17 protein-coding genes are annotated in these 24,357 nt (G+C 36.2%); 5 read left to right on the top strand and 12 right to left on the bottom strand.

Features of this window, described 5'->3' with window-relative positions:
• Positions 1 to 39 precede the first annotated feature (39 nt).
• The 4 genes from BUC22_RS04010 to BUC22_RS03995 all read right to left on the bottom strand — a co-directional run bounded on the left by BUC22_RS04010 (position 40) and on the right by BUC22_RS03995 (position 4,484).
• Complete coding sequence (locus BUC22_RS04010) at positions 40 to 1,563, bottom strand: xylulokinase (protein WP_013380142.1); 1,524 nt, start codon at positions 1,561 to 1,563, stop codon at positions 40 to 42.
• Between the two features lie 9 nt (positions 1,564 to 1,572).
• Positions 1,573 to 2,595, bottom strand: a complete 1,023-nt coding sequence (locus tag BUC22_RS04005) for a DUF5050 domain-containing protein (protein ID WP_013380143.1) — start codon at positions 2,593 to 2,595, stop codon at positions 1,573 to 1,575.
• 38 nt (positions 2,596 to 2,633) lie between these two features.
• Positions 2,634 to 3,740 carry an ethanolamine utilization protein EutH gene (locus BUC22_RS04000; protein ID WP_013380144.1) on the bottom strand — a complete coding sequence of 369 codons (1,107 nt, stop codon included), beginning with the start codon at positions 3,738 to 3,740 and terminating at the stop codon, positions 2,634 to 2,636.
• A gap of 66 nt (positions 3,741 to 3,806) precedes the next feature.
• Positions 3,807 to 4,484 (bottom strand): hypothetical protein, encoded by a 678-nt coding sequence (locus BUC22_RS03995; RefSeq protein WP_041689851.1) that lies wholly within the window; start codon positions 4,482 to 4,484, stop codon positions 3,807 to 3,809.
• 515 nt (positions 4,485 to 4,999) lie between these two features.
• On the opposite strand from BUC22_RS03995, the gene BUC22_RS03990 reads away from it, so the two are divergent.
• Genes BUC22_RS03990 through BUC22_RS03975 form a run of 4 tightly spaced genes read left to right on the top strand, consistent with a single transcriptional unit; the run spans position 5,000 to position 8,983 of the window.
• Entirely contained in the window at positions 5,000 to 6,487 is a 1,488-nt protein-coding gene (locus BUC22_RS03990; protein WP_013380147.1) for an NAD(P)/FAD-dependent oxidoreductase, read from the top strand.
• A gap of 2 nt (positions 6,488 to 6,489) precedes the next feature.
• Positions 6,490 to 7,734, top strand: a complete 1,245-nt coding sequence (locus tag BUC22_RS03985; protein ID WP_013380148.1) for an NAD(P)/FAD-dependent oxidoreductase — start codon at positions 6,490 to 6,492, stop codon at positions 7,732 to 7,734.
• A 2-nt stretch (positions 7,735 to 7,736) separates the two neighbouring features.
• On the top strand, positions 7,737 to 8,108 hold the full coding sequence (locus BUC22_RS03980) for a DUF1667 domain-containing protein (RefSeq protein WP_013380149.1): 372 nt from the start codon (positions 7,737 to 7,739) through the stop codon (positions 8,106 to 8,108).
• A gap of 44 nt (positions 8,109 to 8,152) precedes the next feature.
• The gene (locus BUC22_RS03975) at positions 8,153 to 8,983 is read left to right on the top strand and encodes an HAD-IIB family hydrolase (protein ID WP_041690178.1); all 831 of its coding nucleotides are present in this window, start codon (positions 8,153 to 8,155) and stop codon (positions 8,981 to 8,983) included.
• Between the two features lie 92 nt (positions 8,984 to 9,075).
• Here the strand turns inward: BUC22_RS03975 and BUC22_RS03970 are convergent, their stop codons facing one another.
• From BUC22_RS03970 to bsh, 8 genes are all read right to left on the bottom strand, one after another.
• Positions 9,076 to 10,518, bottom strand: a complete 1,443-nt coding sequence (locus tag BUC22_RS03970) for an iron-containing alcohol dehydrogenase (protein WP_013380151.1) — start codon at positions 10,516 to 10,518, stop codon at positions 9,076 to 9,078.
• 11 nt (positions 10,519 to 10,529) lie between these two features.
• Entirely contained in the window at positions 10,530 to 12,020 is a 1,491-nt protein-coding gene (locus BUC22_RS03965; protein WP_013380152.1) for a xylulokinase, read from the bottom strand.
• A gap of 31 nt (positions 12,021 to 12,051) precedes the next feature.
• The gene (locus BUC22_RS03960; protein WP_338070036.1) at positions 12,052 to 12,819 is read right to left on the bottom strand and encodes an HAD-IIA family hydrolase; all 768 of its coding nucleotides are present in this window, start codon (positions 12,817 to 12,819) and stop codon (positions 12,052 to 12,054) included.
• A 238-nt stretch (positions 12,820 to 13,057) separates the two neighbouring features.
• On the bottom strand, positions 13,058 to 13,912 hold the full coding sequence (locus BUC22_RS03955; protein WP_013380155.1) for a DeoR/GlpR family DNA-binding transcription regulator: 855 nt from the start codon (positions 13,910 to 13,912) through the stop codon (positions 13,058 to 13,060).
• Between the two features lie 1,462 nt (positions 13,913 to 15,374).
• On the bottom strand, positions 15,375 to 15,911 hold the full coding sequence (locus tag BUC22_RS03950) for an IbrB-like domain-containing protein (RefSeq protein ID WP_013380156.1): 537 nt from the start codon (positions 15,909 to 15,911) through the stop codon (positions 15,375 to 15,377).
• Positions 15,904 to 17,238 (bottom strand): phosphoadenosine phosphosulfate reductase, encoded by a 1,335-nt coding sequence (locus BUC22_RS03945; RefSeq protein WP_013380157.1) that lies wholly within the window; start codon positions 17,236 to 17,238, stop codon positions 15,904 to 15,906. Before BUC22_RS03945 ends, BUC22_RS03950 begins: the two co-directional genes overlap by 8 nt.
• Positions 17,239 to 17,639: 401 nt before the next feature.
• Positions 17,640 to 18,842 (bottom strand): YSIRK-targeted surface antigen transcriptional regulator, encoded by a 1,203-nt coding sequence (locus tag BUC22_RS03940; RefSeq protein WP_013380159.1) that lies wholly within the window; start codon positions 18,840 to 18,842, stop codon positions 17,640 to 17,642.
• Between the two features lie 1,393 nt (positions 18,843 to 20,235).
• Positions 20,236 to 21,213: a choloylglycine hydrolase gene (bsh, locus tag BUC22_RS03935; protein WP_013380161.1), complete on the bottom strand. Its 978-nt coding sequence runs from the start codon at positions 21,211 to 21,213 to the stop codon at positions 20,236 to 20,238.
• A gap of 677 nt (positions 21,214 to 21,890) precedes the next feature.
• On the opposite strand from bsh, the gene BUC22_RS03930 reads away from it, so the two are divergent.
• On the top strand, positions 21,891 to 24,357 hold a 2,467-nt coding region (locus BUC22_RS03930; RefSeq protein ID WP_159435612.1), incomplete at its 3' end, for a Rib/alpha-like domain-containing protein.

Here is a 24,357-nt window from a genome sequence, read left to right as displayed (position 1 = left end):
AAAGCGGTCCATAGGGGATATAATTATATTTTTTAAATTTTATTCTTGTACAATCGCTTCAAAAAGATCTACGCAGTCACTTTGCATTTCTTTGTAAATGGCGTAACCTTTATCATAAATCGATTGATTATTTGGGTTTGGTTCATACCGTTCAACTACTTCTACCATATTATCAGCAGCTTCTTCTACGCTTTCAAATAATCCAATAGCTTTACCGGCTAAAATTGCAGCACCTAAACAAGCCGCTTCTTTGCTGTTCGTGATGCAAATAGGTTTCTGAAGAATATCAGCTTTAATTTGGTTCCATACAGAACTCTTGGATCCGCCGCCAAAGGCACGAATTTCTTCTACTTCGATTCCCATTGCAGAGAGCGCCTCGATATTTCTACGGACAAGATAACCCAAGGATTCCATAATCGCGCGGATAAAGTGTCCTTTTTTATGTATCATTGTAAGTCCAAGGAAAATTCCCGTTGCGTGGGGATTCACATCGGGCGCAAGAGAGCCACTTAAATGCGGCAGAAAGCTTAACCCTTCTGCTCCTGGGGGTGTTTGCGCCGCCTGTTTTGTCATCAGATCGTAACTGTCTTCTTTGAGCATTTTTGCACAGGCCATTTCAAGCTGACAAAAATTATCACGATACCAACGCAGGCATATTCCTCCTGAAGTAAAAGTATGCATCATATATGTATCTTTGACTGGATAATAATGGATTGGCATCTGGCGGTTATCGTCATAAATGATTTTATTGGTTGGCACACATACTGCCAGAGTAGATCCGATACTTTCCGAAAACATACCAGGACGAACTGCACCAACGCCTACAGCACCAATGGCGTTGTCCATAGCACCAGTACAAACTTTTACGTTGGAATTCAAACCTAGCCTTTCGGCCATTTCTGGTAAGATAGTACCTGCTACTTCACCTGGTTCTAAGATTTCAGGAAAGTTTTCTTCTGTCATGCCCAACTCATCCAACATTGGCTGCCAATATTTTTTTGTAGTGATGTCCCAGTATAATGTAGAGCTGAGCATTGAACAATCTGATACATAGCGGCCTGTTAGATGATGGATTATGAAATCCTCGATCAGAAGAATTTTCTTTGTTTTAGCAAAGACGTCCGGTTCATTTTCTTTTACCCACAGTGCTTTCGTGATTGGCCAATTTGCTCCCCAACTTACTTGCCCGGTATGTTTATAGCAAAGTTCATTACCATATTTTTGTGTTAAATATTCGGATTGTTTAACTGCACGGTTATCCATCCAACTAATAGAGTTGCGCAACGGATTACAGTTTCCATCTACAAAGAACATTGTTTCACTTTGTAAGGAAAAGCCAATTGCGGTCACTTCATTTAAATTCACTCCCTGTTCTTCAAGCTGTTTAAACCCTTTTTCAATGGCAGCCATATAGATGGTTGGGTCTGATTCTACGAAATAACTCTGTGGTGTATAAAGCTGGTACTCTATTGTTGCGTTACCTAGTATTTTACCTTTTGTATCAAAAATGGCAATTTTCATGGCAGTAGTGCCAAGGTCAATGCCTGCAATCAACGGATTCATATATACCTCCTAATTTGAATCTGCATCATCGAATAATTGATACCATTCTTCGTTATCTAACGATGTGGCCCAAGTTGCACCATTTTCTTCTGTTACAAAAAGATGATTTTCTGCTATATCTATAATGCTTTCCTGAGAAAAGAAGCGATCTTCAAAAATATGTGCACTTGAACCATCGCTTTGACACCAAGCGGCCTGTATACGCCTATCTGAATTCGATATAAGCAACCCAACTTTCCCATTGGCAGCGTTATAATTCGTAACAGACGAAAAGGGAAGAGCGGTATCTTCGGTTGAATTACAGAACCGTCGATATACAACACCATCTGCTTTTGATAAATAAAACATATAATCGCCATTCAGACTAATATTTTGTGCGGATTCTGGCAAGGTATGCTCTAAATTGTTTTGTGATATGAGATTATACCAGCGGTAGTGCCCGTTGGAAAGCTGCATGAGTAGATTGCCGTCACTGGCCCAAAAATTCTCTATTGTATCTTGGAAGAGCATTTCTTCGTAGGCTCCTGTGATACTGCAACGAAAGAGACGACGCTCTCCGTGATGTTCTTTTAGTGAATAAAGATAATTTCCCATTGGTTCAAACTTTATACAATTTTCTACCGTTGTTCTAAGTTGCTGTGGCGTGTTGACCACGGCACGATACACATTTTTTCCGTCAAACATATAAAAATATCCTGAGTATTCTGAAAAATAACAAATAGTTTCATTACTCTTTTCAGCAATACTGCATGCCTCCACACAGGTGCCCGTCGCCAGATCCTGTGCTTTCAGTTCGGAACCAAAATTTTTGATGACAATTTTATCCCTTTCAAGTATATGATTGGAGGATGGGTGGTATTTTTTTCCATAAGAAAGATTATCTTCCGTGTCGGTTGGACTTTTTACTGTTTTACCAAGCTCTGTCAGATCAATTGTTCCCTTAAGGAGAAAGAACAGGACAATGGCAGCAATAAAAACTCCCAATAAAAGCAGAATATATTTTTTATTCGATAATGTAGAATTCCTTTTCATTTAATATCGTTTACCTTTTATAATAATAAATTATTTTTTCAAATGGTTGCTTCGGGAATATCCTCCAACTGTTTTTTATCTAAATTCATAAAGAAAATCGCTGAAAGTACACAAAGAACACCACCAAAAAGTTTTGCGGCCACCATCGCTGCAATTAAATCGGGTTCTACACCTGCGCAAAAGCCTAGATGATCGCCGAGTGCAAAGGCTGCACAACAAGCAAAAGCAATATTAATGACCTTACCTTTATTATCCATATCTTTTAGCATACTATATGCAGGAATTGAGTTGGCACAGCAGGCAATCAGTCCTGCTACGGCAACATCGTTAATACCGATCATCGCACCGAGTTTACCGAGCGGTTTGCCTAAGACTTTTGTTAAGACTTTAACCAGTGGATAAGCACCGGCCAGCATCATGGCAATTGATCCGATAACGCCCCATACTTCAGATAATGGACGTAATTCAATCAGGTGAATTGGAGTCAGTTCTTGTACAATTGCTAAACCGAGGAAAAAGCTTAGGTATGCAATCATAAATTTTGCGAAAATATTAAAACCTTTGATCATGCCTGTCGGAATAAATTTTAGTCCTAACGCAATCAAAACTGCAAAGATCAGCACAGGTACCATGTTGATCAATACCATCCCTATATCAAAGCCAGCAACTAAGCCACCGACTATACATGCGAAAGGAATACAGACAATTCCAGACATAGTTCCAATAGCTAGAAAACGTTTATCACTTGGTTGCATAATTCCAAGACAAACGGGAATTCCAAAAGCGATCGTTGGTCCCATCATTGATGCCAAAATGATGGCTGAAAAGTTCGCAATGTCAGCGTTGTTTGGTTGAATGGCATGAGCTAATGCATATCCTCCGGTATCAATAGAGAGAATTAGTGATCCCGCCATGCTTGGGTCAGCTCCGATCGCTGAAAACAGAGCCCCAACAGTTGGTGTGAGCACAGCGCCAATTAAGTCTACTGTAACCATGATCCCAGCCATTCCAAGAGTCAGAGCACCCATGGCGTTGAAGCCTTCTTCGAATTCCTGGCCAAGACCGAGTCTGTTCCCAAACATCCGATCAATGGCAGCAACCGCCATGAAGATGACCATAATATAAACAATTATTTGACTAATCATATTACCCTCCTATTTTAAGGGCTGCCGCTTGATGGCTTTTGACAGCGCGGCAGCCTGTATCCTTATTTATTTTTTATCCATATAATTGGCAACTGCCTGTAAGTTTTCTTTAAAACTCCCATCTGGCACAAAGTTCTTTGTAAACAAAGCGCTACCCATTGTAAAGCCCCAAGGGCCAATATCAAACATGGTATCAATACGTTCGTAATCGGAAATACTTCCTGCAACAGCAACCTGTGCGTCAATCGCTGCACAGAAATCCCTGGCAAGTTTTTCGCCATCGATAACATGACGATAAGCTAAAATATCAAAAGCGGTGATACCTTTTGCTATCAAATCCTTGGCATTTTGGATGATTTCCTCGTTAGTTCCTTCTAGGATGCTAGGAGAACCAGAAACTTTTCCAACAAATGGACTATACGTCATATTATGTTCATTCAGGTATTTGTGCACGGACTCATAGTAAACAGTTCCCATTAGGGTATCAAATCCGCAGTCAATACAAGTTTTTGCAGCTTCCAGGCATGAAGCTTCGTCATAGGTAACAACTTCAAGATATGTTGTTTTTCCAGCTTTCTTCATTGCTTGTACGATTCGTTTCATTTCATCTTTAGGGAGTCCGACATTTTTAAAACCCCAGTGCTGTACGCTATCAATGTCCTTACATGATTCGAAGATATCGTAAGCGTCCTTTACGGTTACATCATTATGTGTCAACATTACAATTAAATTTGGTTTTGCCATTTTAGTATCTCTCTTTCTGCGGGCTAAGCCGCGGTGCATTTTTATTAAAATCTCAAAACCCAAACAGACATCAGCAGACGATTTCTTCTGAGCAAATAGGAAACTCGCCCGCTACAAAAAATATACATAAATTTTTCACACCCGTCAAACAGCCAAATTGTCCTGAATCGGTCGTGCTGGAAAAAAATTTGTATGAATCGCTCACACTAATAGGATAATTTCTCGTTTTGATTAAAAAATGAAAATATATCCGGTTGAAATTAAAAAAATCCTTTGGTTTTAACATCATGATTTTTTAAGATTTCTTCAATTTTCTTTTATGCAATAACGGTTGCCTAAAGTGATTTATATTTTTCCATTTTTACCAAAACGATAAGAATAAGCTCTTTATGAGCGTTTCCATCTGAATCGTGACGTATTTGGATGGGGATCTTCCTTGACGCTTTAAGGGGACTCCGATATGATGAAATCAACCAAACAGACAAATCTCAAGATTAAGAAGGAGACACATATTCATGTGGGATGCAGTTATAATCGGAGCGGGAATTAGTGGATGCTCTGTTGCAAGAGAACTTGCCAGATATGATCTGAAAGTTCTGGTTTTGGAGAAAGGGCATGATCTATGCGCTGGCACAACTCGTGGAAATTCTGCGACTGTTCATGCTGGATATGATCCTGATCCTGGATCCAATAAAGCGATTTATAATGTACAAGGCAGTCGTATGTATCAAAAACTTTGTGAAGAACTCGATGTTCCTTATGTTCAAAATGGTATGATCGTTTTTGCAACTAACGATGAGCAAATGGAGGAAGTAAGGCGGCTTTACAAAGTGGGATGCCAAAATGGCGTAAAAACAGAAATATGCGATAGAAAGCGCGTTTTGGAAATTGAACCGGATATGGGGGAAGGCGTTATTGGAGGTCTTTGGGTTCCAGAAAGTGCGATGGTTTGTCCCTACAATCTGGTATTCGCGATGGCTGAAAATGCCGCTAGAAATGGTGTGGTTTTTAAAACAGATTGTGCAGCTCTGAAAGTAAAAATGAGTGATGACGTCTGGGTTGTTACGACTTCTGAGGGTGAGGAACGAACTCGCTACATTTTTAATTGTGCAGGTACACATGCAGATAAATTTAATAATATGGTATCAAGAGATACGTTCAAAATTATTCCACGTGAGGGACAACATCTAATCTTAGATCGCGATCTTTCGCAATACACTAAAACAACCATTTGTCAGACTCCGGAAAAACTTCCAACTGGTGGGCATACCAAAGGCATGGGGTTGATGCCTTCCGTGGATGGCACAATTATCCTTGGCTGTAATGCTGATGATGTGGAGGATCCTGATTTTTCTGATAATACTAAAGAAGGGATGGACAAAATTCTCAATTATTTTGAAAAAAAATGGCAATATCTTCCAATTAGCAAGCATGTTTCAAAATTTCCTCGAGATGCTGTGATCACAGCTTACGGCGGGAGTCGTGCACACCCTGACCGTGATGACTTTATTTTGGGCGAACCGGAGGATGCGTTGAATTTTATCAATTTGGCTGGAATTGAATCGCCCGGTGTAACGGCGGCTCCTGCGATAGCGATTGATATGGTTAAAATACTGGTTGAACGTGAACAGCCTCCTGTAAATCCAAATTATAAAATCGGCCGTGAGGTCAAAAAAACTTTTCGTACCATGAACGCAGAAGAGCGGAAGAAAGCCATAGCTAAAGATCCTGATTACGCGCGTATCGTCTGTCGGTGTGAACAGATCACCGAAGCGGAAATTCGTGATGCAATCCGACGTCCGGTAGGGGCACGTAGTATTGGAGCTGTAAAAATGCGGGTACGCTCCGGAATGGGACGATGTCAAGGTGGATTTTGTAGCCCCCGGGTTATGGAGATCCTTTGTGAGGAATTGGGAAAAACACCCTTGGAAATCACCCAGTCAGGTGGCAATTCTCATATTTTAATAGAAAAAGCATGTATGAAAAACGGAGGAAATGTCTGATCATGAAAAAAGATCTAGTAATTATTGGTGGAGGTGCCGCAGGCCTTTCAGCAGCCGTGGAAGCTAAAAAGCAGGGGATTCGAGATATCCTTGTTCTTGAACGTAGTCCCTATCTCGGAGGGATTTTGAGACAGTGTATCCATAATGGATTTGGCGTTCATAAGTATAAAGAGGATTTGACGGGTGTTGAGTTTGCCTATAGAATTTCGTCGGAGGCACTTAATGCCGACATTGAGTGTCTTACAAACACTTTTGCTTTAAATATTTCTCCTCAAAAAGTTATCAGTGCCATTCATCCAGAAAAAGGACTTTTTGAGATTCAGGCCAAAGCGATTATTCTTGCCATGGGATGTAGGGAACGTTCCCGAGGCGCCCTAATGATCCCAGGAAAACGTATTGCCGGTATTATCACGGCGGGGACGGCCCAACATTATTTAAATATAGATGGTTATCTTCCAGGGAAAAATATTGTTATTCTAGGATCTGGTGATATTGGGCTTATCATGGCGAGACAGTTTGTTATGGAAGGAGCCCGTGTAGAACATGTTGTAGAAATTATGCCTTATTCTGGAGGTTTAGCAAGAAATATTTCCCAATGTCTGGAAGATTTTGACATTCCGATTAGTTATAATAGTACCATTGTTGATATTCAAGGAAAAGGGCGTGTGGAACAGGTGACTATCGCTAAAGTGGATGAAAATCGCTGTCCAATCCCAGGTACAGAGTTTGAACTCCCCTGTGATACACTTTTGATTTCAGCTGGCTTGATTCCAGAAAATGAGCTAACTAGAGCTGCCGGTATTGAATTATCCGAAACGACTAAAGGTGCAGTTGTTGATGATAATTTAATGAGCTCTCTTGAGGGAGTCTTTTCATGTGGAAATGTTCTCCATGTACATGATTTAGTAGATTTTGTGAGCATGGAAGGGACAAAAGCAGGCAGAAATGCTGCGCGTTATCTGAAAATGGGGGCGGTTGAAAACAAAGCTGTTTCTGTAAAGGATGGATTTGGTGTCAATGGCGTCGTTCCACAAAAGATTCTTTTTGATGGCGATGATGAGGTAGAGTTTATGTTTCGACCAAAGAATAAGTATAAAAACTGCAAAATATGTATTGATGTAGATGGGAACTGTATTAAGGAGATGAAAAAAATGGTGGTGACGCCTGGAGAAATGTGCTCATTTAGGGTTGAACGCACTTTGCTTAATCAGGCAGAACAAGATATTACGGTTCGGTTGGAGGTATGAAAATGGTGAAAACAAAGCAGTTAATTTGTATCAACTGTCCTATGGGATGTCGCTTAAATGTTGAGATAGATAAAAGCCGCGTTCTCTCTGTTAATGGTAATATCTGTAAGCGCGGTGAAAAGTTTGCGTTTCAGGAGGCGTTGGAACCGCTTAGAATTTTGACTTCTTTGATGCGAATTGAAGGGTATGAAAAGCCATTCAGTGTCAAAACATCTTCACCGATTCCTAAACGTATGCTTTTTGATTGCATTGAGCAAATTTTTTCAAATCCGGTTGAGCGTTCAAAACTTCCCATTCATGTGGGTGATGTAATTATTTCGGATGTCTGTGGCAGTGGAACAGATATTATTGCTACTCAAGAAGTTATTCTTTGATGCTTATTTTAGGAAATAAGCATTCAAAGAAAAAGGAGATATTTATGAACACACTTTATTTATCTGATTTGGATGGAACTCTGTTTACGACAAAAAAAAGTTTGTCCGAAAAAACAATCATGCTTTTGAACGATTGTTTGGCTAAGAATGTGAACTTTGCAGTTGCGACAGCACGTATGCCATATGGTTGTGATTATCGGTTGGAGCCTCTTAATTTAACTACGCCGTCCATTTTAACGAATGGTGTCTTTCTTTACGATTTTAGTACGCATTCTTATCTTGGAGCAAAAAAAATGTACCCTGAGGCAGTTTTTGATGTTTTGGAGGTATTTAATGAAATGGACACAGGCGTTTTTCTTTACAGCTTCTCACAGAACCAGATTCAGATTTATTATAATCGGAAGGCAATGATAAAGCAGAGGCAATATTACAGCGATAGAGCCTTGAAATGTTGTTCAAAAGTGGACTGTCAACCAGACCTTAAATCATTTGTTTCCGTGTCAGACATTGTGTATCTTGCATGCACTGATACTGAAGAAAAGCTCAAGCCAATTTATACAGCTATACAAAAAATAAAAGGCGTATCCTGTGCTTTTTATTTAAATATTTATAATGGGCTTTACTGTATTGAAATTTTTTCAGATCAGGCAACTAAAAAGAATGCACTACTCGAACTGAAAAGCATGTTACATTGTGATGAAGTCGTCGTTTTCGGAGATAATTTGAATGATCTATCAATGTTTGAAGTGGCTGATCGGAGATATGCTGTGAGCAACGCTCTGGACTCTGTGAAAGAACTAGCTGATGAAATCATTCCTAGCTGTGACGAAGATGGAGTAGCTGCTTTTATTCACAAAGAAATTTTTGGAGATTAAATATAATATATCAAAACACCCCTGTGGAATTTTTATTCCACAGGGGTGTTTTTTAAATAAAAGGGGGTCAATAAAAAGAATTTTCTCGCGCTTTACAAACCTGCATCTAGTTCCGATGCACGCTGAATCAAGCGTTCAATAAAATCATCGTTCCACCATCCTATATAGAAAAGCAAGTCGGACAGGGTAAAACGATTCCGGTATAAGTGGCAATTGCGAAGCGCCCAGCGAGCTGTTTTTTCATCAATAGACGGTGTCATTTGAGAATAATGGGTGGGGGCTCCGGCGGCACGCATCTGTTCACATAAATGTTGCGGTGACACGACAACATTTTGAATTTCAGTTTTAATAATATCCCAGTTGCGTAAAAATTTTTTGAAATTTTCTTTGTTTGATTTCCAGTTTTCCAGCTTTTTTTGATAGCCTTTCCAGCATTCGTCGGCAGTTTCTTTCTTAATCCATTCAAAGGACTCATAGACCATGGGTTTCATTTTTTTCTCTGTAGGAAAGCATTTTTCAAGATCTACGGATGTGGGATCAAATTCATTTAACAAAATATCCCAAGCGATTGCGGTAAAAATTGTGCCAATGGACACCTGGGCACCGTGGAATGCGACATCACGATGCTGCTTATCTGCGGCCATATCCAGTAAATGCGTGATGATATGCTCTGTTCCTGAGGAAGGGCTGGATTCCCCTGCAATTCCCATGGCCAAACCACTTAATGTAAGCACTTTGGCCAACAGTTCAAATGTTTCCTGGTCTTTTGCTGCCAACCGTGCAGATTGTTCTAACAACTCTGAATTTTGCGTGCGTAAAATGTCGCAAGATGGATCATTGTAGGTGTTGTTCATTCCTAATTTATAAGATAAATACCAATCCACCGGTGCAGTCCAAGTTGCCAGTACATCACCGTATCCTGCAAGGTTTCTTTCCATAGGTGCTTGTTCGATTACGTCTAAGTCAATCACCAGAACAGAAGGATAACGAGTTGGGAGTGAACATTTTACACCGTTTTTCAGCATAATTGAAATTCCGTCCGAAAAAGCATTTACGGATAATGCCGTTTGTACAATGATTAGCGGAATAGAATCGTCGACGGCGTGCGATGCATCTTTACAAAGATCTGTTATAGTGCCTCCACCAATTCCTAGTACACAGTCTGCTTGATGTGTGCGGATTACTTCCTGGATTCGAGTACTCTCTTCATCGACTGCGTGCAGTACATGGTCATGATTATCTAAAGTTAGCCAGAGTACATCGAAATTTTGACTTAACAGATAATAAATTTGCTCCTTTAAACTATCTTTTCCACGGAAGTAGGGTGTCATGTCGGATACCATGAGTATCTTTTTGCCACGTGTATGCTCTGAGATAATCTCAGGCAGTAATTCTATCGCTTTTTTTTGAATATAAATCTGATCCATTAAAATAGGGCAGAGTTTACCCTCAGGATCATTATCTTTTAATGCATTTCTGAGCGTATCTAAATCTCTAGGATCTGCATAAATCAGTCTTGGATCTGCTATGATCATTTTGTTCCTTTCTAGCTGTAACATTTATCAAAAAATAGTTCCATCGCAGCATAACACTCTTTGTAGCGGCCATAAGCTTCATCATAGGATGCCTTTTTTTGTACGTCTGGTTCATAGGTTGCGCCTAGTTCGACCATGGCTTCTGCTGCTTCGTCCAGATCTTTGAAATTACCTTCTGCTACGCTTGCTAACATTGCTGCACCAATCGCCGCACCTTCCGCGCTTTTAGTTGCCGTCATGGGTTTACCCAGTAAGTCTGCTTTCATCTGACACCATAAAGGTGATTTTGTACTACCACCGACGATACGTACATTTGAACAATCCATACCGATTTCTTCAAAGCGGTCCACATTGTCCCTGAGACCGAATGCAATGCCTTCAAATACAGCTCGTGCTAAATCATCAAAATTATTGTTCAATGTTAATCCGGTAAAGGTTCCTCTTGCGTTTCCATTCCAAGTCGGCGTCATTGCTCCTTGCATGCATGGGAGAAAAATAACGCCATTAGAACCTACTGGAGATGTCGCAGCCATAACATTCATTATGTCGTAATTGTCATATCGCATAATATTGTCGCGGAACCAACGTGTGGAGCCGCCAGATACGAAGCCAGGGTTTTCGATTAGCCACCATCTTGCATCCGCATGATGATGAGTTTCCACTAAATTTCCAATCTTATCAAATACTGGTTTGTCCGCCACAGCTGCCACAGGTTCTGCAGTTCCCGTGATATCACACACCATGCCTGGTTTCACGAGTCCAGATCCTACACAGGCAGAATGTTCGTCACCTGTACCGATGATCACTTTCGTCTTTGTGGTCAAACCTAGCTCTTTTGCGGCCTGCTCTGTTAAATGACCGCAAACTTCCTCCGGTTTTCCGATTCTGCCTAATAGCTGTGGATCAATATCAAAGACTTTTGCCATCTCAGCGTCCCAGCATTTATCTGTAACGTTGTATAACATTGATGCTGACGCTTGGGCATAATCCACCACACTTTCTCCGGTCATCCAATGTACCATAAAACTATCCACATTTAGGATGTTTTTGCATTTTTCATATATCTCTGGATGATGTTTTTTAACCCATAGCATCTTTGCAGCAGTATGAGATGAATCCAGGTTTAAACCTGTGATTTCAAATACGCGTTCTGAAGAAATTTTTTTTTCAATTGTTTTAATTTCTGTTTCAGCGCGACGATCTAGCCAGATAATTGAATTCATCATCGGATTTCCCTCGTGATCAATGACAACAATACTGTCATTAATCGCATCCATCCCGATTGTTCCAATTTCCTCTGGCGCGACTCCACTTTTTTGTATTAATTCATGTACCACTTTCTTAAAAGAATGGATCCAGTCTGCTACGACTTGTTCTGCCCATGCTGGGTATGGATATACCGGATCATGTGCGCAATTTGCCTCCATTATGATTTTTCCATTTATATCGACCAAAAGGCCTTTTAAACTTTGTGTTCCCAAATCGATTCCTATTACATACATTTTTTCCCTCCGATCTCGCCTGATGGCCACCTTACAATAATGGTGTGATATTTTTCACGGAATCGAAAACGAGATGTGGTTTTACATCCGATCCCGGAAGATCAGCCAATCGGGCCTCTCCACTAAGTACCAAAATACCAAAAAGGCCGTTGAAAACACCAGATTTTACATCAGTATACAGCCGGTCACCTACAACTGCTGTATTTTCAGGTTTAGCACTCAACACATTTAAGGTATAGTCGATTATTTCTTTGTTTGGCTTTCCGATGATCTTATCCGGCATTCGTCCTGTCGATGCGCTTACATAGGCATGAAAGGCTCCAATATCTGGGACAAATCCATTTTGGGTTGGACAGTTATAATCTGGATGTGTACCAATGTATGGAAGGCCTTCGCGTACTAAATCACAAAATTTACATAGTTTTGTATAGTTGAAAGAAGTATCAAATGCAGAAATCAATACATCAGGATGGTCTTCTTCCAGACAGATGCCATTTTTTTCAAATTCATCCATAAGTGCCTTATTTCCAAAAAGGTATACACTTTTCTCGGGAAAATTTCGTTTTAGGTAGTCAATGGTAGCATGCCCAGAAGTGATCAACTGTTTTTGTGGATCGATGTCGAGACCCATTTTATGTAATTTTTCCACATAAATTTCTGCATTTTTAGATGAGTTGTTTGTCATAAAACAATAATTCCGGCCCGTTTGCTCAATTCGTTCCAGAAAAACCTTGGCACCATCAATCCATGTTTCATCCAGATAAATGGTTCCATCCATGTCTAATGCAAAATTTTGTATTTGAGAAATCAGCGCATTTGCATCCTGATTTACTCGATATTTTTCATGTAAAATTTCGATAATATCACCTCTTTTGGATGTTTGAATTGTCCAAAATGTCTGTTTGGGGTTATCGATTACTTTTATTATGAATGGATTTTTTTAAAATGTCAAGAAAACCAAAAAGCCTGGAAACCCTTTAAAATAAAAGGTTTCCAGGCTTTTGATAATAACTCGTTCAAAAAGGTCATATTGAGATTTATTCCGTTTTTTTGAGCGTTTTGCTCTCTAAAGGGACATCTTTTCCCTTAATGTCCGTTTCTGGCTCTGACAAACGCGGAATTGTGGCAAGAATTACTTTAAGCCCAGCGTCTCTCATCCGTTTGATATATTCTGGGTTTGCGTCATCATCCGTAATCAGCGCTGTGATCTCTGAAATTTTGATAAAAGAACAAAGGGCATTTTGATTGAGTTTTGTGCTGTCACAGAGAATATAGCGCTCTCTTGCACATTTTAGCATCACCTTTTCTACTTTTCCCACAAGAATATTATCGCTTCCTGCACCGAATTCAATATCAAAAGCATCACAACCAATAAATGCTTTGTCTGCGCTATACGACTGAAAAAGAATATCCGATGTTGGACCAACGACACAACCGGTACGTCCTCGAACAATCCCACTGTTAATGTGTACCTCCAATTTTTGGTTGGGAATGGTAAGTGTCGACATAACGGTGGAATCTGTTAGAATCACAGCTTCTTTTAGCTTTAAAAGCCAGGGTGCCATCTCTGCTACTGTGGAGCCACCTCCAAGAGCCAAGACATCACCATCATTAATTAATCGACAAGCCTCTGCTGCGATGGCTTTTTTATTTAAAATATTGATTCTGGATTTTCGCTTCATGGTTTCATCGCGGTCGGCATCAATACTAGCAGCACCACCATGAGTTCTTATGAGGAGCCCCTTTTCCTCCATTTTAGCAAGCTTTTTACGAATGGTTGAAGTCGATAAATGTAATGCTTCACAAAGATCGCGATTAGATACACGTTTATGTACCTCCAAATAGTATAGAATATAACTTTCATCATCTCCATTAAACCGATCAATAACCATGCGTCTACCTCCTTTTTTTCAATTCTTTTCCTTGAAATATATTTAAAAACAAAATGCTCTGATTTTTGAAAATTTATTATGTTATGACTGAGTACTTAAAGCGGAAATACTTTTTGCTATTTACAAGATCATTATAAATATGGATAAATATCGAAAATCTTTTTTTGCATGGCTAGTATAACATAAGTTATAGGCTACTGTCTATCCCGTGAACCTAGCAGCTCGTAAAATTAAATTTCATATAAAAGATAAGATTATCGTAGATATCAAATGACTATTTATGAGAAATTATTTAAATAAATTATAAAATACTAAAAAATATTATCGTAAAATAAATAATTATTAATTTGAATTAATAAAATCACTGCAATTTAACTGTTTAAAAGTATGAATATTGTTATATTTTACTCGCCATACTTCTAGTTGTGTAGCTTTCTAAAAGTACACTATTGTAGAGTTATAGGTGAGTTTTAAATACTTGGTTTGGTAGTACTTGTCTTATAAATCATTAAAAAAGTTTTTTGTCATGTATTTGAATATTTTTTGTGTAAAAAATAATTATATTTACGTAATTTATTTAATATGTCCATGATATTTGTTGTTGGTGGAGGTACAAAAAAAAAACAACGTATTTGTTGAATATAGAGATAAAGGTATTTTTGTTACCACATTTCTTATTATTACAAAAGTTTAAGTAAATAAGGGGATGTTTGTGATATTTAATTTTTTAAAAAAGGATGTTAGGGGAAGTTTTGCAAAATAAAAAAGACATAATCCCATACTGTTTGTTAGAGATAGTATAGTATCTAGCCGAATTTTCTATTTACCGGATTGAAGATGTTTTCGAAGATCACTGAGATAGTATGGTATCCTAAAGGATCTGAAGAAAAAAGATTATAAACAAATTGTGACATAGTGGATTTAACCAACTCCCAAAACTTATCATTATGTCTATGTAGATGAAATTTGCTTAAAAAGCAATGGGATGCAAAATTTTGCAACGGCATGGTTTTAAAGGGCACTTATATTAATATTGAGGGATACAAGAAAAGTATCTAGATGGTAAAAGTTATAAGAGTGTGTGCTTTTTGTCTGGTTTAAAACATATTTTACTAAAAGGGCGTTTAATTGTCGGATAAAAAATTTAGTATGTTAAAACTCTTTAGAAAGCTTTTGCAAAAACAAAAGATCGATGATGTACGGTTTTTTAGCAAAATGTTTTTCGTTGTCCCCAGAATACAGTCCAAAGAAGTATATCATACTTGTTAAAAGTATCCAATAACACCTTGTAAGTGCTAGACTACGAGATACGTAGATAAAAGAAAGCCATTGAAGCATTATCAGATGAGGAGAAACGTTTTAATTTTTGGTTTATGTATGAGTGTATAGCTTATCGTATGAATTTAGCACAAAAAGCACACCGGCTTCAATATATTTATTTTTCTTATTCACCCTTTTGGGATTAACTATCCATTAACAGTTCTTCCTCTTCCATGGGTTCCCAAGCTTGTCCAAAGTCAACCTCTTTAAATAAGGCGGCAACGCCTGTGATCTGTTTCAGACGAAGAATCTCGTCTTTCTCCATTCCCAAATGTTTAGCGATCCATGTGTCTGAACGTCCGAATTCGTGGAGTTCTTTCACGATATTGCTCATTAAATCTACATCATGACTTCCTCTAGCGCGGTTATGTCGAATCGTACTTGCAATCCTCTGATCAAGAGGTTTATCAATGACAGAAACAGGCAGCAGCCCATTCTCTCGTTCATAGATATCTGTATATTCTTTCATAATTCTATACCGATGAAAGCCATCGACGATGATATAAGAATCTTTTAGCTTGTCATAATAACAAACAATAGGCATTGTGTAGCCATCCGATTTAATACTATCATACAATAATTTCATCTCAGGTGGTGCAACAGCATTTGGGTTATAATCATTTGGTACAATTTTTTCTACTGGAACCGCTTGAATATTATATACAGGACTTTTACTCATTACCTAGTTCCTCCAAACTATTATATTTTTCCTTAAGATAATTTAGTTGCCTCTGTTGTTCTCGAGTCAATCCAAATCCCATGAATCGACAAATATGATCGTTTTTCAAAATACAAAAACACATCCGTTTCCAACTAGGGATATCTTTGGTTGACTTGATGTCGTCTGTATTATCTGGAATCTTGTCTAAGAAAATAATTCTTGAATTCTTAAAAATTGTATGATTAGAAATCCCATTCCTTTTGATTCGATAGCCATGTTCTTCCAACTCTTGGATGGTCTCTTCTTCAAGACCACCACCAACGGTATGCCAAAACGTAATAGATTTATTAAATTTCTTTATGTAGTTCTGACGTAACCGTGTTGGAAGTGTAGCAAGCAAAAATTGTGTATAAGATTTCCATGTATGACCTTCAGGAAGAGTAACTTTACGATATCCCATTGCTTTAGTCTTACCATAAATCATAGTAAAATTTGCGCCTTGAACTCTTCCTAATAGTTTTACCCACATCTGAAAATCGATTATTCGATAAAGATTAAGGGAATCTTTTGCATAATCTTGGAAAGGGGAAGCGACACGCATCTGAGAAACCGTTAGACCGGCTTTATAGTATAGATCATATAGCTTATTATAAGGGAAGTCAAAAAGATAATACGCATGCCAAATATCTTCAACTGACCAGTCATATAATGGTGATGCTGTCCAAACTTCTTTAAAATGTTTCGTAATCCAACATTTTTCTTTATAAGCATATTTCTTATTAATAAAACCGCTATATCGTTGCAACGATTCATCCGCACGAATTCCTAACAAACAAATTGTTTTTTTATGTCCATGTGTTCGTCGATACCAACGGCCAAATTGCTTAGCTAAGTCTTCTTGGTGCATTTTATAACGGTAAGTTGTTATAGGATTATGATCTAAATTGATGACATAATCATGTTGTGGCATCGGGCGCACCCAGCAGTCTTTTTTTGTATCGTCCCAAGGATACCAGTACATTTCATAACTACTTAAAGCAGTTCGTGTTGCCATAGGTAAACAAAGCCAGTATAACTCTACATTTACGCGTTTTTCTAAAGTATAAAAAGTTTCTTCTACATATTCTGTTGTCATGCTATACTGTGCTTCAAAATCCTGATGGAATACACCAATTGTTCGTAAAGGATAGTAACGATCTCGAAATTCTAAAAGAATATTCAACAATAAACCGCTATCTTTCCCCCCTGAAAAAGATATATAAATAGTATCGAACTCCTTAAATATAAAATGGAGGCGAGTTTGTAAGGCCTGATACACATTTTGTTGAAGATATTTTTTTCTCATAGCATGATTTACTTTACATTGACAATCACAATTGCATACGATATTTTATACATGTATAATGAGCTCGCTGTCACAGTACATTTATACCATAATTATATAAAAAAATACTTATTAGATTAATAATTATATAATCACACAGCTGGATTATTAAATTAATTTCAGCTCTTTTTTAGAGATATATATTATCTTTTCTTCGGATTGTTAAGTAAAGGTCGCTAGCTCCTTTCATAAAAAATACACTCATAACTTTTTTAAGGACAGAATCTAGGAAAATAAAAACCTAAAAATTATATAGTTCTGTCTTACTTATATAAAATAAGTTGTTCTATAGTATATCATAAGTAGATATAGATGTATAGTTTTAATGATGGTGATTGAATTCTAAAATTTAAAACTTTTTGCTAAATGATCTTTTCTTTATCAAGTAGATTGGTAGAAAATTGATAATCTTTAGGAGATACTCCTGTAAACTTTTTGAAAGTTTTATAAAAATGAGAATAGTCATAATAATCAAGAGTACCAGAAACTTCAAGAGGGGAGAGGCCAGATCGTAGTAATAATTTTGCTTCATTGATTTTTCGTTTATTTATGTACTCTATGACACTAAGTCCAATTTCTTTTTTGAATTTAGAGCGGAGAGTTGATTCGGATACAAAAAACTTGTTTGCAATATCTGATATTTTAATCGAACTATATAAATTAAGGCCAATAAACTGAATAACAGATTTTACAAAAGATGAGCAACTTCCACTTAAAAAATCGTGCATTATTTTAGTGAAATGTATAATTGCAGTATCCCTAACGTAAAGAACATCCATCAATTCTGTTATATTTTCCAGTTGTTTAATATAAAAATCACGAAGTCGATAAATATTGGTAATATCATGACCCAATTGAATTGATTGGGAAGAGAGCTTTTCTAAAATGATAATTGTATAATTTTTTTCTGTACGGATAAAATCTCCGCTAACATTGGGTATTATACTGTTACTTGTTTTGGCTAAATTTTCTTTTAAGCTTTTCAGATCTCCTTTTCTAACAAGATCCAATAATTGTGCTTCATAATAATATAAATAATTTTCTGCATTAAAAATACGATTAGTATAGTTATTAATAGTATTATTTTTGATTTTAATTTCATTTAAAGAAACTTGTTGATGTAGTTCTTTAGAATATGGACATTCATCATCTCCATTAAATATAAAGTTTAATAAAATAAGAATATCACGAATATCTCCTAAAGGAAAAACAGGTAGGTGATGTAAGTAACGAGATAAATGGTTTTCATAATTTTCGTCTCGAGTGATTGTTCGAATTTTTTTTAGTATATTATTTTCATCGAGATGGTTGGTTATGAATGGACCAAGTATTAGAATGATATCTTTGAAACAAAACTGTAAGAAAACTTCGTCAAATATTCCAGAAAATAAGTAAGGAGATTTCTTGCTATTAGGTTGAGTAAGATGCTTTTTGAAGTCATATGGAAGTATGTATACTTGGTTTGAAACATATAGATTTTTTAATAAAAACTTTTTATCAAAAACATGTATTGGGAGTTTAGATATTACGTGAATCGATTTTATGATCTTATAAAAATTATTCATTGGTATTTTCCTTTCCTTGTCTTTTAAAAAAGAATTGATATAATATAGCGTATTATTAGTATAAAAAAATTAAAATACTTTTCCAATAGTCATACAAAAAAGAAATATTATTTACATATATTTGTTGAAAATTACAGCGTAAATATTTTATATTATGATTAAAGTTATTGGATATACTGAATAAAATTTTTGTTTTTTTAAAGCATCTGATTATTTTATAAATTTTCAATAAATATTTTTAATATTCAAAATTTGTATGTGTAAAAAGAGAACGAAAAGAATATTACAGAAAAAATAGAAAGTAGATTAAAACAAATTTGTTTATGGTTTGTATAATAGCGATATCTTTTTATAAATTATCTAGTAGAGTAAACAAAAATTTTTATAAACAGGTTGAATCTTGGCAAATAGGATCAGATGTAAAGTAGATTATTATATTTTAGATGGTATAATTTATCCCTGAAAATGAGCTTTTATAGTAGTAGGAGTATTTATTGTTATTGAAAATATTTTTATAATTTTGTTAGAAATAAATTAATGAAGTACTGACCGTTGTTTATAAAAATGTAAAATAGCCATTTATGGATAAAATGACGGATAATAGCATTAAAAATCAATCAATAATGGACTATAGTACTGAAAAAAGATACATACAACAGGGTTAATCTACAAAAAATGGAAAAGGATAAATTAGATAATTACATTAGCTTAAAAAAATATCGATATATTGAAATTTTACACAGAAAAAAATATTGTTTTTTACATTTTCACACCTAAAATTACTTGCTTTGATGTTTTAATTAATATATTATTATCTCAGTAACAATATGAATGGCTCCAAAGCATGTTGTTACTAACAATCGGAGTTCGAGGTGCCCTCCTAACCTAAATTAATTCAATGTCACTGATCGACCATTTATTTCATCTGAAGTTTAGGTAGTATAGATAATAATAACGTTTAAAATTTGCGCCTCATCCTCTCATAAAACCCTCTCAATTTTATATATTGAGAGGGTTTTACATTGTAAGGAAAACCACCTTTTATGTAAGTAATATGGAGTTAAAGTAAAGTTTAATATCTATACCAAAAACCCAAATAGAAAGATGAAAGAACATATTGACCTGTTTACGGTTGAACCATTGAAATAAGAAAATGGAAAAATCTATTTTATAAACGGTTCATGCTTTTGGATTTTTTGATGAAACTTATTAAATGTCGAAATATTCTAAAAGTTATAATAATGTTAAGCGTTAAAATAAAATTTGAAAACTCTAAACAAATATAAAAGTTTTTTTAAAATAGGTTCATACAATAGATGCTCAAATTGTTGATAGTTGATAAAAAACATAGAACTTCATTTTTTTAATATCGAATATAAAGGTAAAAATGTTATTATCTGTTTTGCATTTTTATATGCTGTCCACTAATTAACGGGTAAGAAATAAGAATTTGACTGTCAAGATTTTCATTATACAAATCAATCCCTGTTATTTGACTATTTTCATAAGTTTTATAGTAATAAATTCCCTTGTCTGTATTGCAACATGAACTGTAAATAGTGATTTCGTACGTATCTTTAGCCAGACGAACACATCCGCGTTCTTGATTGACTGAACCAAGTATGTGAAAAAACTGACTAATGCTTTCAGATTCAGAAGTTCCAGAAATTGAGTTTAGTTTAGTAAAGGCTGCTTTCACGAAACGAGATGATGAAGAAAGATCGCCTGGAAGGCCAATAGCACCCATACCACGACTATATATATCGAGGTCTAATTTACTTGAAAAACGATTTTCTGGAACTTCTTTGGTAATATTAATGTAATTATTAAGATTAAACATCTGAATATCAAAAGTAGGATTATTAGTCAAAATACCTATTGAATTATCATATATTTTTAAGCCTGCCTTTACTGATTCTACGGTTATAGATACTTCTTTGTCTGAAATAATCCAATGCAAAGGCGATAAAGGCAACTCTTTGCTAAAATCGATATTAATTAAATTAATTCGATCGAGCAAACTTTTTACCTCAGCAATAGTAGCGCATTGACCTAAAATCCATGGAATAAACTCAAAAGGTGCTATATTATCTATCCCTTCTACTTCTTGTTTATAATCTGCATTTCCAGGAAAATTTAGTCCAGCCATACTTAAGCCTTTTTCATTGGTGGCATCATAATACAATGGATAATTTTCAACAACAAAAGCCATACCAATCATAGCATAATGAGACTTCATGGGCTTCACTTTCCGAAAATTAAATTCATAATTTCGTGGCACAATCGTTACTTTTTGATTATAAGAAAATTCCAAATCAAGATTACGGCCAAAATAATGATCTTTTGTTACGTATGTTGCTGCAGTACACATTTTAACACCTCCACAGTTTTTTATTTGCTTTTTTTATTTATACCAAAAAAAATATTTTTAAAACAGAGCATTAATCGTTATATGAAGTTTTTTCAATAAGAAAATTTTTAAAAGAATATACATACTAAAATATTTTTTGTGTTTAAAAAAATCAAAATAACAACTTAAAATTCTTAATTACTTGAGAAAAATATAAAAGACATATGACGTTTAATTTAACGAAATCTATTATACATTAAAGCAGGAAAATGCAATTGGCAAAAAATATAGTTGTTAAAGTAGGCGTTCCTTTTTTGAAGATATATCTAAGAGACAGTAGATTTATTTTTAATTAGAAAAAGAATAAATATGTATAAAATATATAAAAATATGTAAAAAACAGCTATAACTTCTAAATAGTATAGACTTATTATGAATTATGAACTATTTTATTTATAGTTTAAAGATAAAAAATAATATGTATTTTTAATGCGAAAAAAATTTATTTTTAAAAGGGAAAGGCTAAGGTGACTATAGAAAATCCATTTTTGTAAGTTTTTATTATTATATAAATTAAATATATGAAAATCTAGAATTAAATTTTTTTATATGTATCTAACTTTTAAAAAAAATTTTTTGAGGATATAAAATGCACTATCTTTAAACGATATTTTACAGTTAAAAGGAAATTGATTTTTATGAAGAATAACTCAATTTATAGAAAAAGAAGTTTACAGATACTGACCAAAAGAAGACAAAGATACGGTATAAGAAAACTGAGTATTGGCGTGTGCTCTGTATTACTGGGCATCACGCTAATGGTGCCGTCTTTGGGTACCGTCTATGCACAGGAAATCAGAGGACTGGATACTACAACACATTATACGGCAACCGGAATTGATAACGGGACCAACCTACGTTATAGCTCTACTGTTTTCAATAAAGTTGAGGATGACGGAAGTTTATCTATGATATTTACATATTGGTTTAATGGAAGCACAGGATGGGGGACAGACCCTGCGAACGAATATGCTGGGAAATATCTTTTGAGTTTTACTAACGATACCTTTTATAAACAAATCGATAAAGTTATTTTAGATGATATTAGTCTGGAAAAGCATAACGATGGCGCGATGTGGTCTCTGCCAGTTACAGAACTGCCTAACTATGCTTTGATAGGTTTTTCACGTGAACAGTCTGTTAAAATCACGCTGAAAAATGGACAGACATTGGAAAGTCTTAATTTACAGGATACTCCAATTGGATTTAATTCTGTTTTGACGACCAATAAAGGAGCTATAGCTTCAAACAGTATTTCTAATGGTTATATCTTGCAAAGTAATAATAAGAATAAGAATGAAAAGGAAACAGATTTTACAAAAGGTAAAGTGAATCAAAAAATTAAATTTAATGCTGATGATATGACCATTCGTTCTATACACATCTTCAAACCTGCTGAGAATTTCCTACAGACAGATTATAGCTGGGTTGTGTATGTGAAAGAACAGATACCACCAGAGTTGCTTCCATATATTGATACAGATAATATTAAAATATATTGCTCTGATTTGGACGGCGTAAAGATTAATGAAAACCATGAAGAATTCACGGTACCAATTAACGACCAAGGCTTAGTGGATACAAGTCAGGTTCCAGAACTAAGCATCATCGGGAATGATACAAAGGCGCAGTTAGATGCAGCAAGAAAGAATTTGGACCGAATCTTTTTTGGAACGCTTGGTCAAAGCCGTAACTATACGATTTCCTATAAACTAAAAGATAGCGTAACTCTTTCTGATTTTGCACATGCAGCTAATGAATATATTGAGAAAAATCAGCAATCCTTCTTATTTGATAGCTGGATGGAAGCAGACTATCTGAACACTAAACAAGGTATATCAACAAATGATAATGGAGATGATCCAAAGCAGTTGAATGATTCGTATGCAAATGCTTATCTGGATGCGAATGATACGGACAAAGATGGTCTATTTGATTTTGTTGAATGGAAGATTGGTACCGATACTACTAAGGTAGATACAGATGGTGATGGAGTACCTGATGGACAGGAATTTATGACAGATCAGACAGAACCAAACAACGCTGCCGATTATCTAGTATCAAAACCAACTACTACAACGACAACATTTGATTCCACTAAAAAGACAACGATTGAAGGAACTGTTCCAAAGCCATTGATTGCTGATCCAGCAGACCCGGCAAGACTGATCCAAATCACAAATGAAGATGCTGGAAATGTGATCGTCAAGCTTCAAGGCTATGATAAAGATACGAAAACATACACAACTGATGAATACGGTACAGTCAAGATTCCATATAAGGATCTGGTAGCCGGAAATTTCTTTTTGGATGTTAACGCAAACCTAGTGCCAGATGGTACAGAGGTTGTTCTGGTTGCATATAGTCCAAATGCAGACAATCCCGTTATGGGAGACCCATTTACATTCACTACACCAGATAAGGACAAATACGATGCTAAAGGTGGTACACTGAATCAGGACTACGGAAAGAAAGCGGAAGAGGCTGCAATTCTGGACAAAGTCACAGTAACAGAAACCAAGGATGGCCAAGAGGCTCCGGCACCAGCAGAGAAAGTGAAATCCAAAGCGATCAAAGGTGAGATTCCTACTCCTACTGCAGATGGTGCAGACCAGACCGTGACCGTGGAAGTAACCTACGCAGACGGAACCAAGGAAGATGCTACCGTAACGGTCAACTATGGCTTGGCAGCAGATGCATATAACCCATCAGGGCAAGCAATCACAGTCGACAAAGGAAGTCAGCCAAATGCAGAAGACGGAATCAGGAACAAAGACGATCTTCCAGAGGGAACAAGGTATGAGTGGAAGACCCCAGTGGATACGGATACAGCGGGAGAAACCACAGGAACGATCGTAGTGACATATCCAGATGGAAGCAAGGAAGAAGTGGATGTTACAGTCAATGTTGTTGACACAACACCACAGGCTACTGATACAGAACTGTATACGGCGCAAGGGGGAGTTGTAAATAAACCATATGGACAGACAGCTACGAATGATGAAGTCATCGCAGAGGTAACAACAGATGCACCGGCTGATAAAGTAAAATCGAAAGAGGTAGTAGATGCTATTCCAACGACAGGGCAGAACCAGCCAGTGAATG

The organism is Eubacterium callanderi, assembly GCF_900142645.1.
Classification (GTDB): Bacteria; Bacillota; Clostridia; order Eubacteriales; family Eubacteriaceae; genus Eubacterium; species Eubacterium callanderi.
Note: the sequence above shows the minus strand (reverse complement) of the source record. Positions and strands in the feature narration are given on the sequence as shown.

Coding starts and splice junctions, on each gene's coding strand:
- BUC22_RS04010 (WP_013380142.1), bottom strand. CDS start 1,563: ATGAATCCGTTGATTGCAGGCATTGACCTTGGCACTACTGCCATGAAA.
- BUC22_RS04005 (WP_013380143.1), bottom strand. CDS start 2,595: ATGAAAAGGAATTCTACATTATCGAATAAAAAATATATTCTGCTTTTA.
- BUC22_RS04000 (WP_013380144.1), bottom strand. CDS start 3,740: ATGATTAGTCAAATAATTGTTTATATTATGGTCATCTTCATGGCGGTT.
- BUC22_RS03995 (WP_041689851.1), bottom strand. CDS start 4,484: ATGGCAAAACCAAATTTAATTGTAATGTTGACACATAATGATGTAACC.
- BUC22_RS03990 (WP_013380147.1), top strand. CDS start 5,000: ATGTGGGATGCAGTTATAATCGGAGCGGGAATTAGTGGATGCTCTGTT.
- BUC22_RS03985 (WP_013380148.1), top strand. CDS start 6,490: ATGAAAAAAGATCTAGTAATTATTGGTGGAGGTGCCGCAGGCCTTTCA.
- BUC22_RS03980 (WP_013380149.1), top strand. CDS start 7,737: ATGGTGAAAACAAAGCAGTTAATTTGTATCAACTGTCCTATGGGATGT.
- BUC22_RS03975 (WP_041690178.1), top strand. CDS start 8,153: ATGAACACACTTTATTTATCTGATTTGGATGGAACTCTGTTTACGACA.
- BUC22_RS03970 (WP_013380151.1), bottom strand. CDS start 10,518: ATGATCATAGCAGATCCAAGACTGATTTATGCAGATCCTAGAGATTTA.
- BUC22_RS03965 (WP_013380152.1), bottom strand. CDS start 12,020: ATGTATGTAATAGGAATCGATTTGGGAACACAAAGTTTAAAAGGCCTT.
- BUC22_RS03955 (WP_013380155.1), bottom strand. CDS start 13,912: ATGGTTATTGATCGGTTTAATGGAGATGATGAAAGTTATATTCTATAC.
- BUC22_RS03950 (WP_013380156.1), bottom strand. CDS start 15,911: ATGAGTAAAAGTCCTGTATATAATATTCAAGCGGTTCCAGTAGAAAAA.
- BUC22_RS03945 (WP_013380157.1), bottom strand. CDS start 17,238: ATGAGAAAAAAATATCTTCAACAAAATGTGTATCAGGCCTTACAAACT.
- BUC22_RS03940 (WP_013380159.1), bottom strand. CDS start 18,842: ATGAATAATTTTTATAAGATCATAAAATCGATTCACGTAATATCTAAA.
- bsh (WP_013380161.1), bottom strand. CDS start 21,213: ATGTGTACTGCAGCAACATACGTAACAAAAGATCATTATTTTGGCCGT.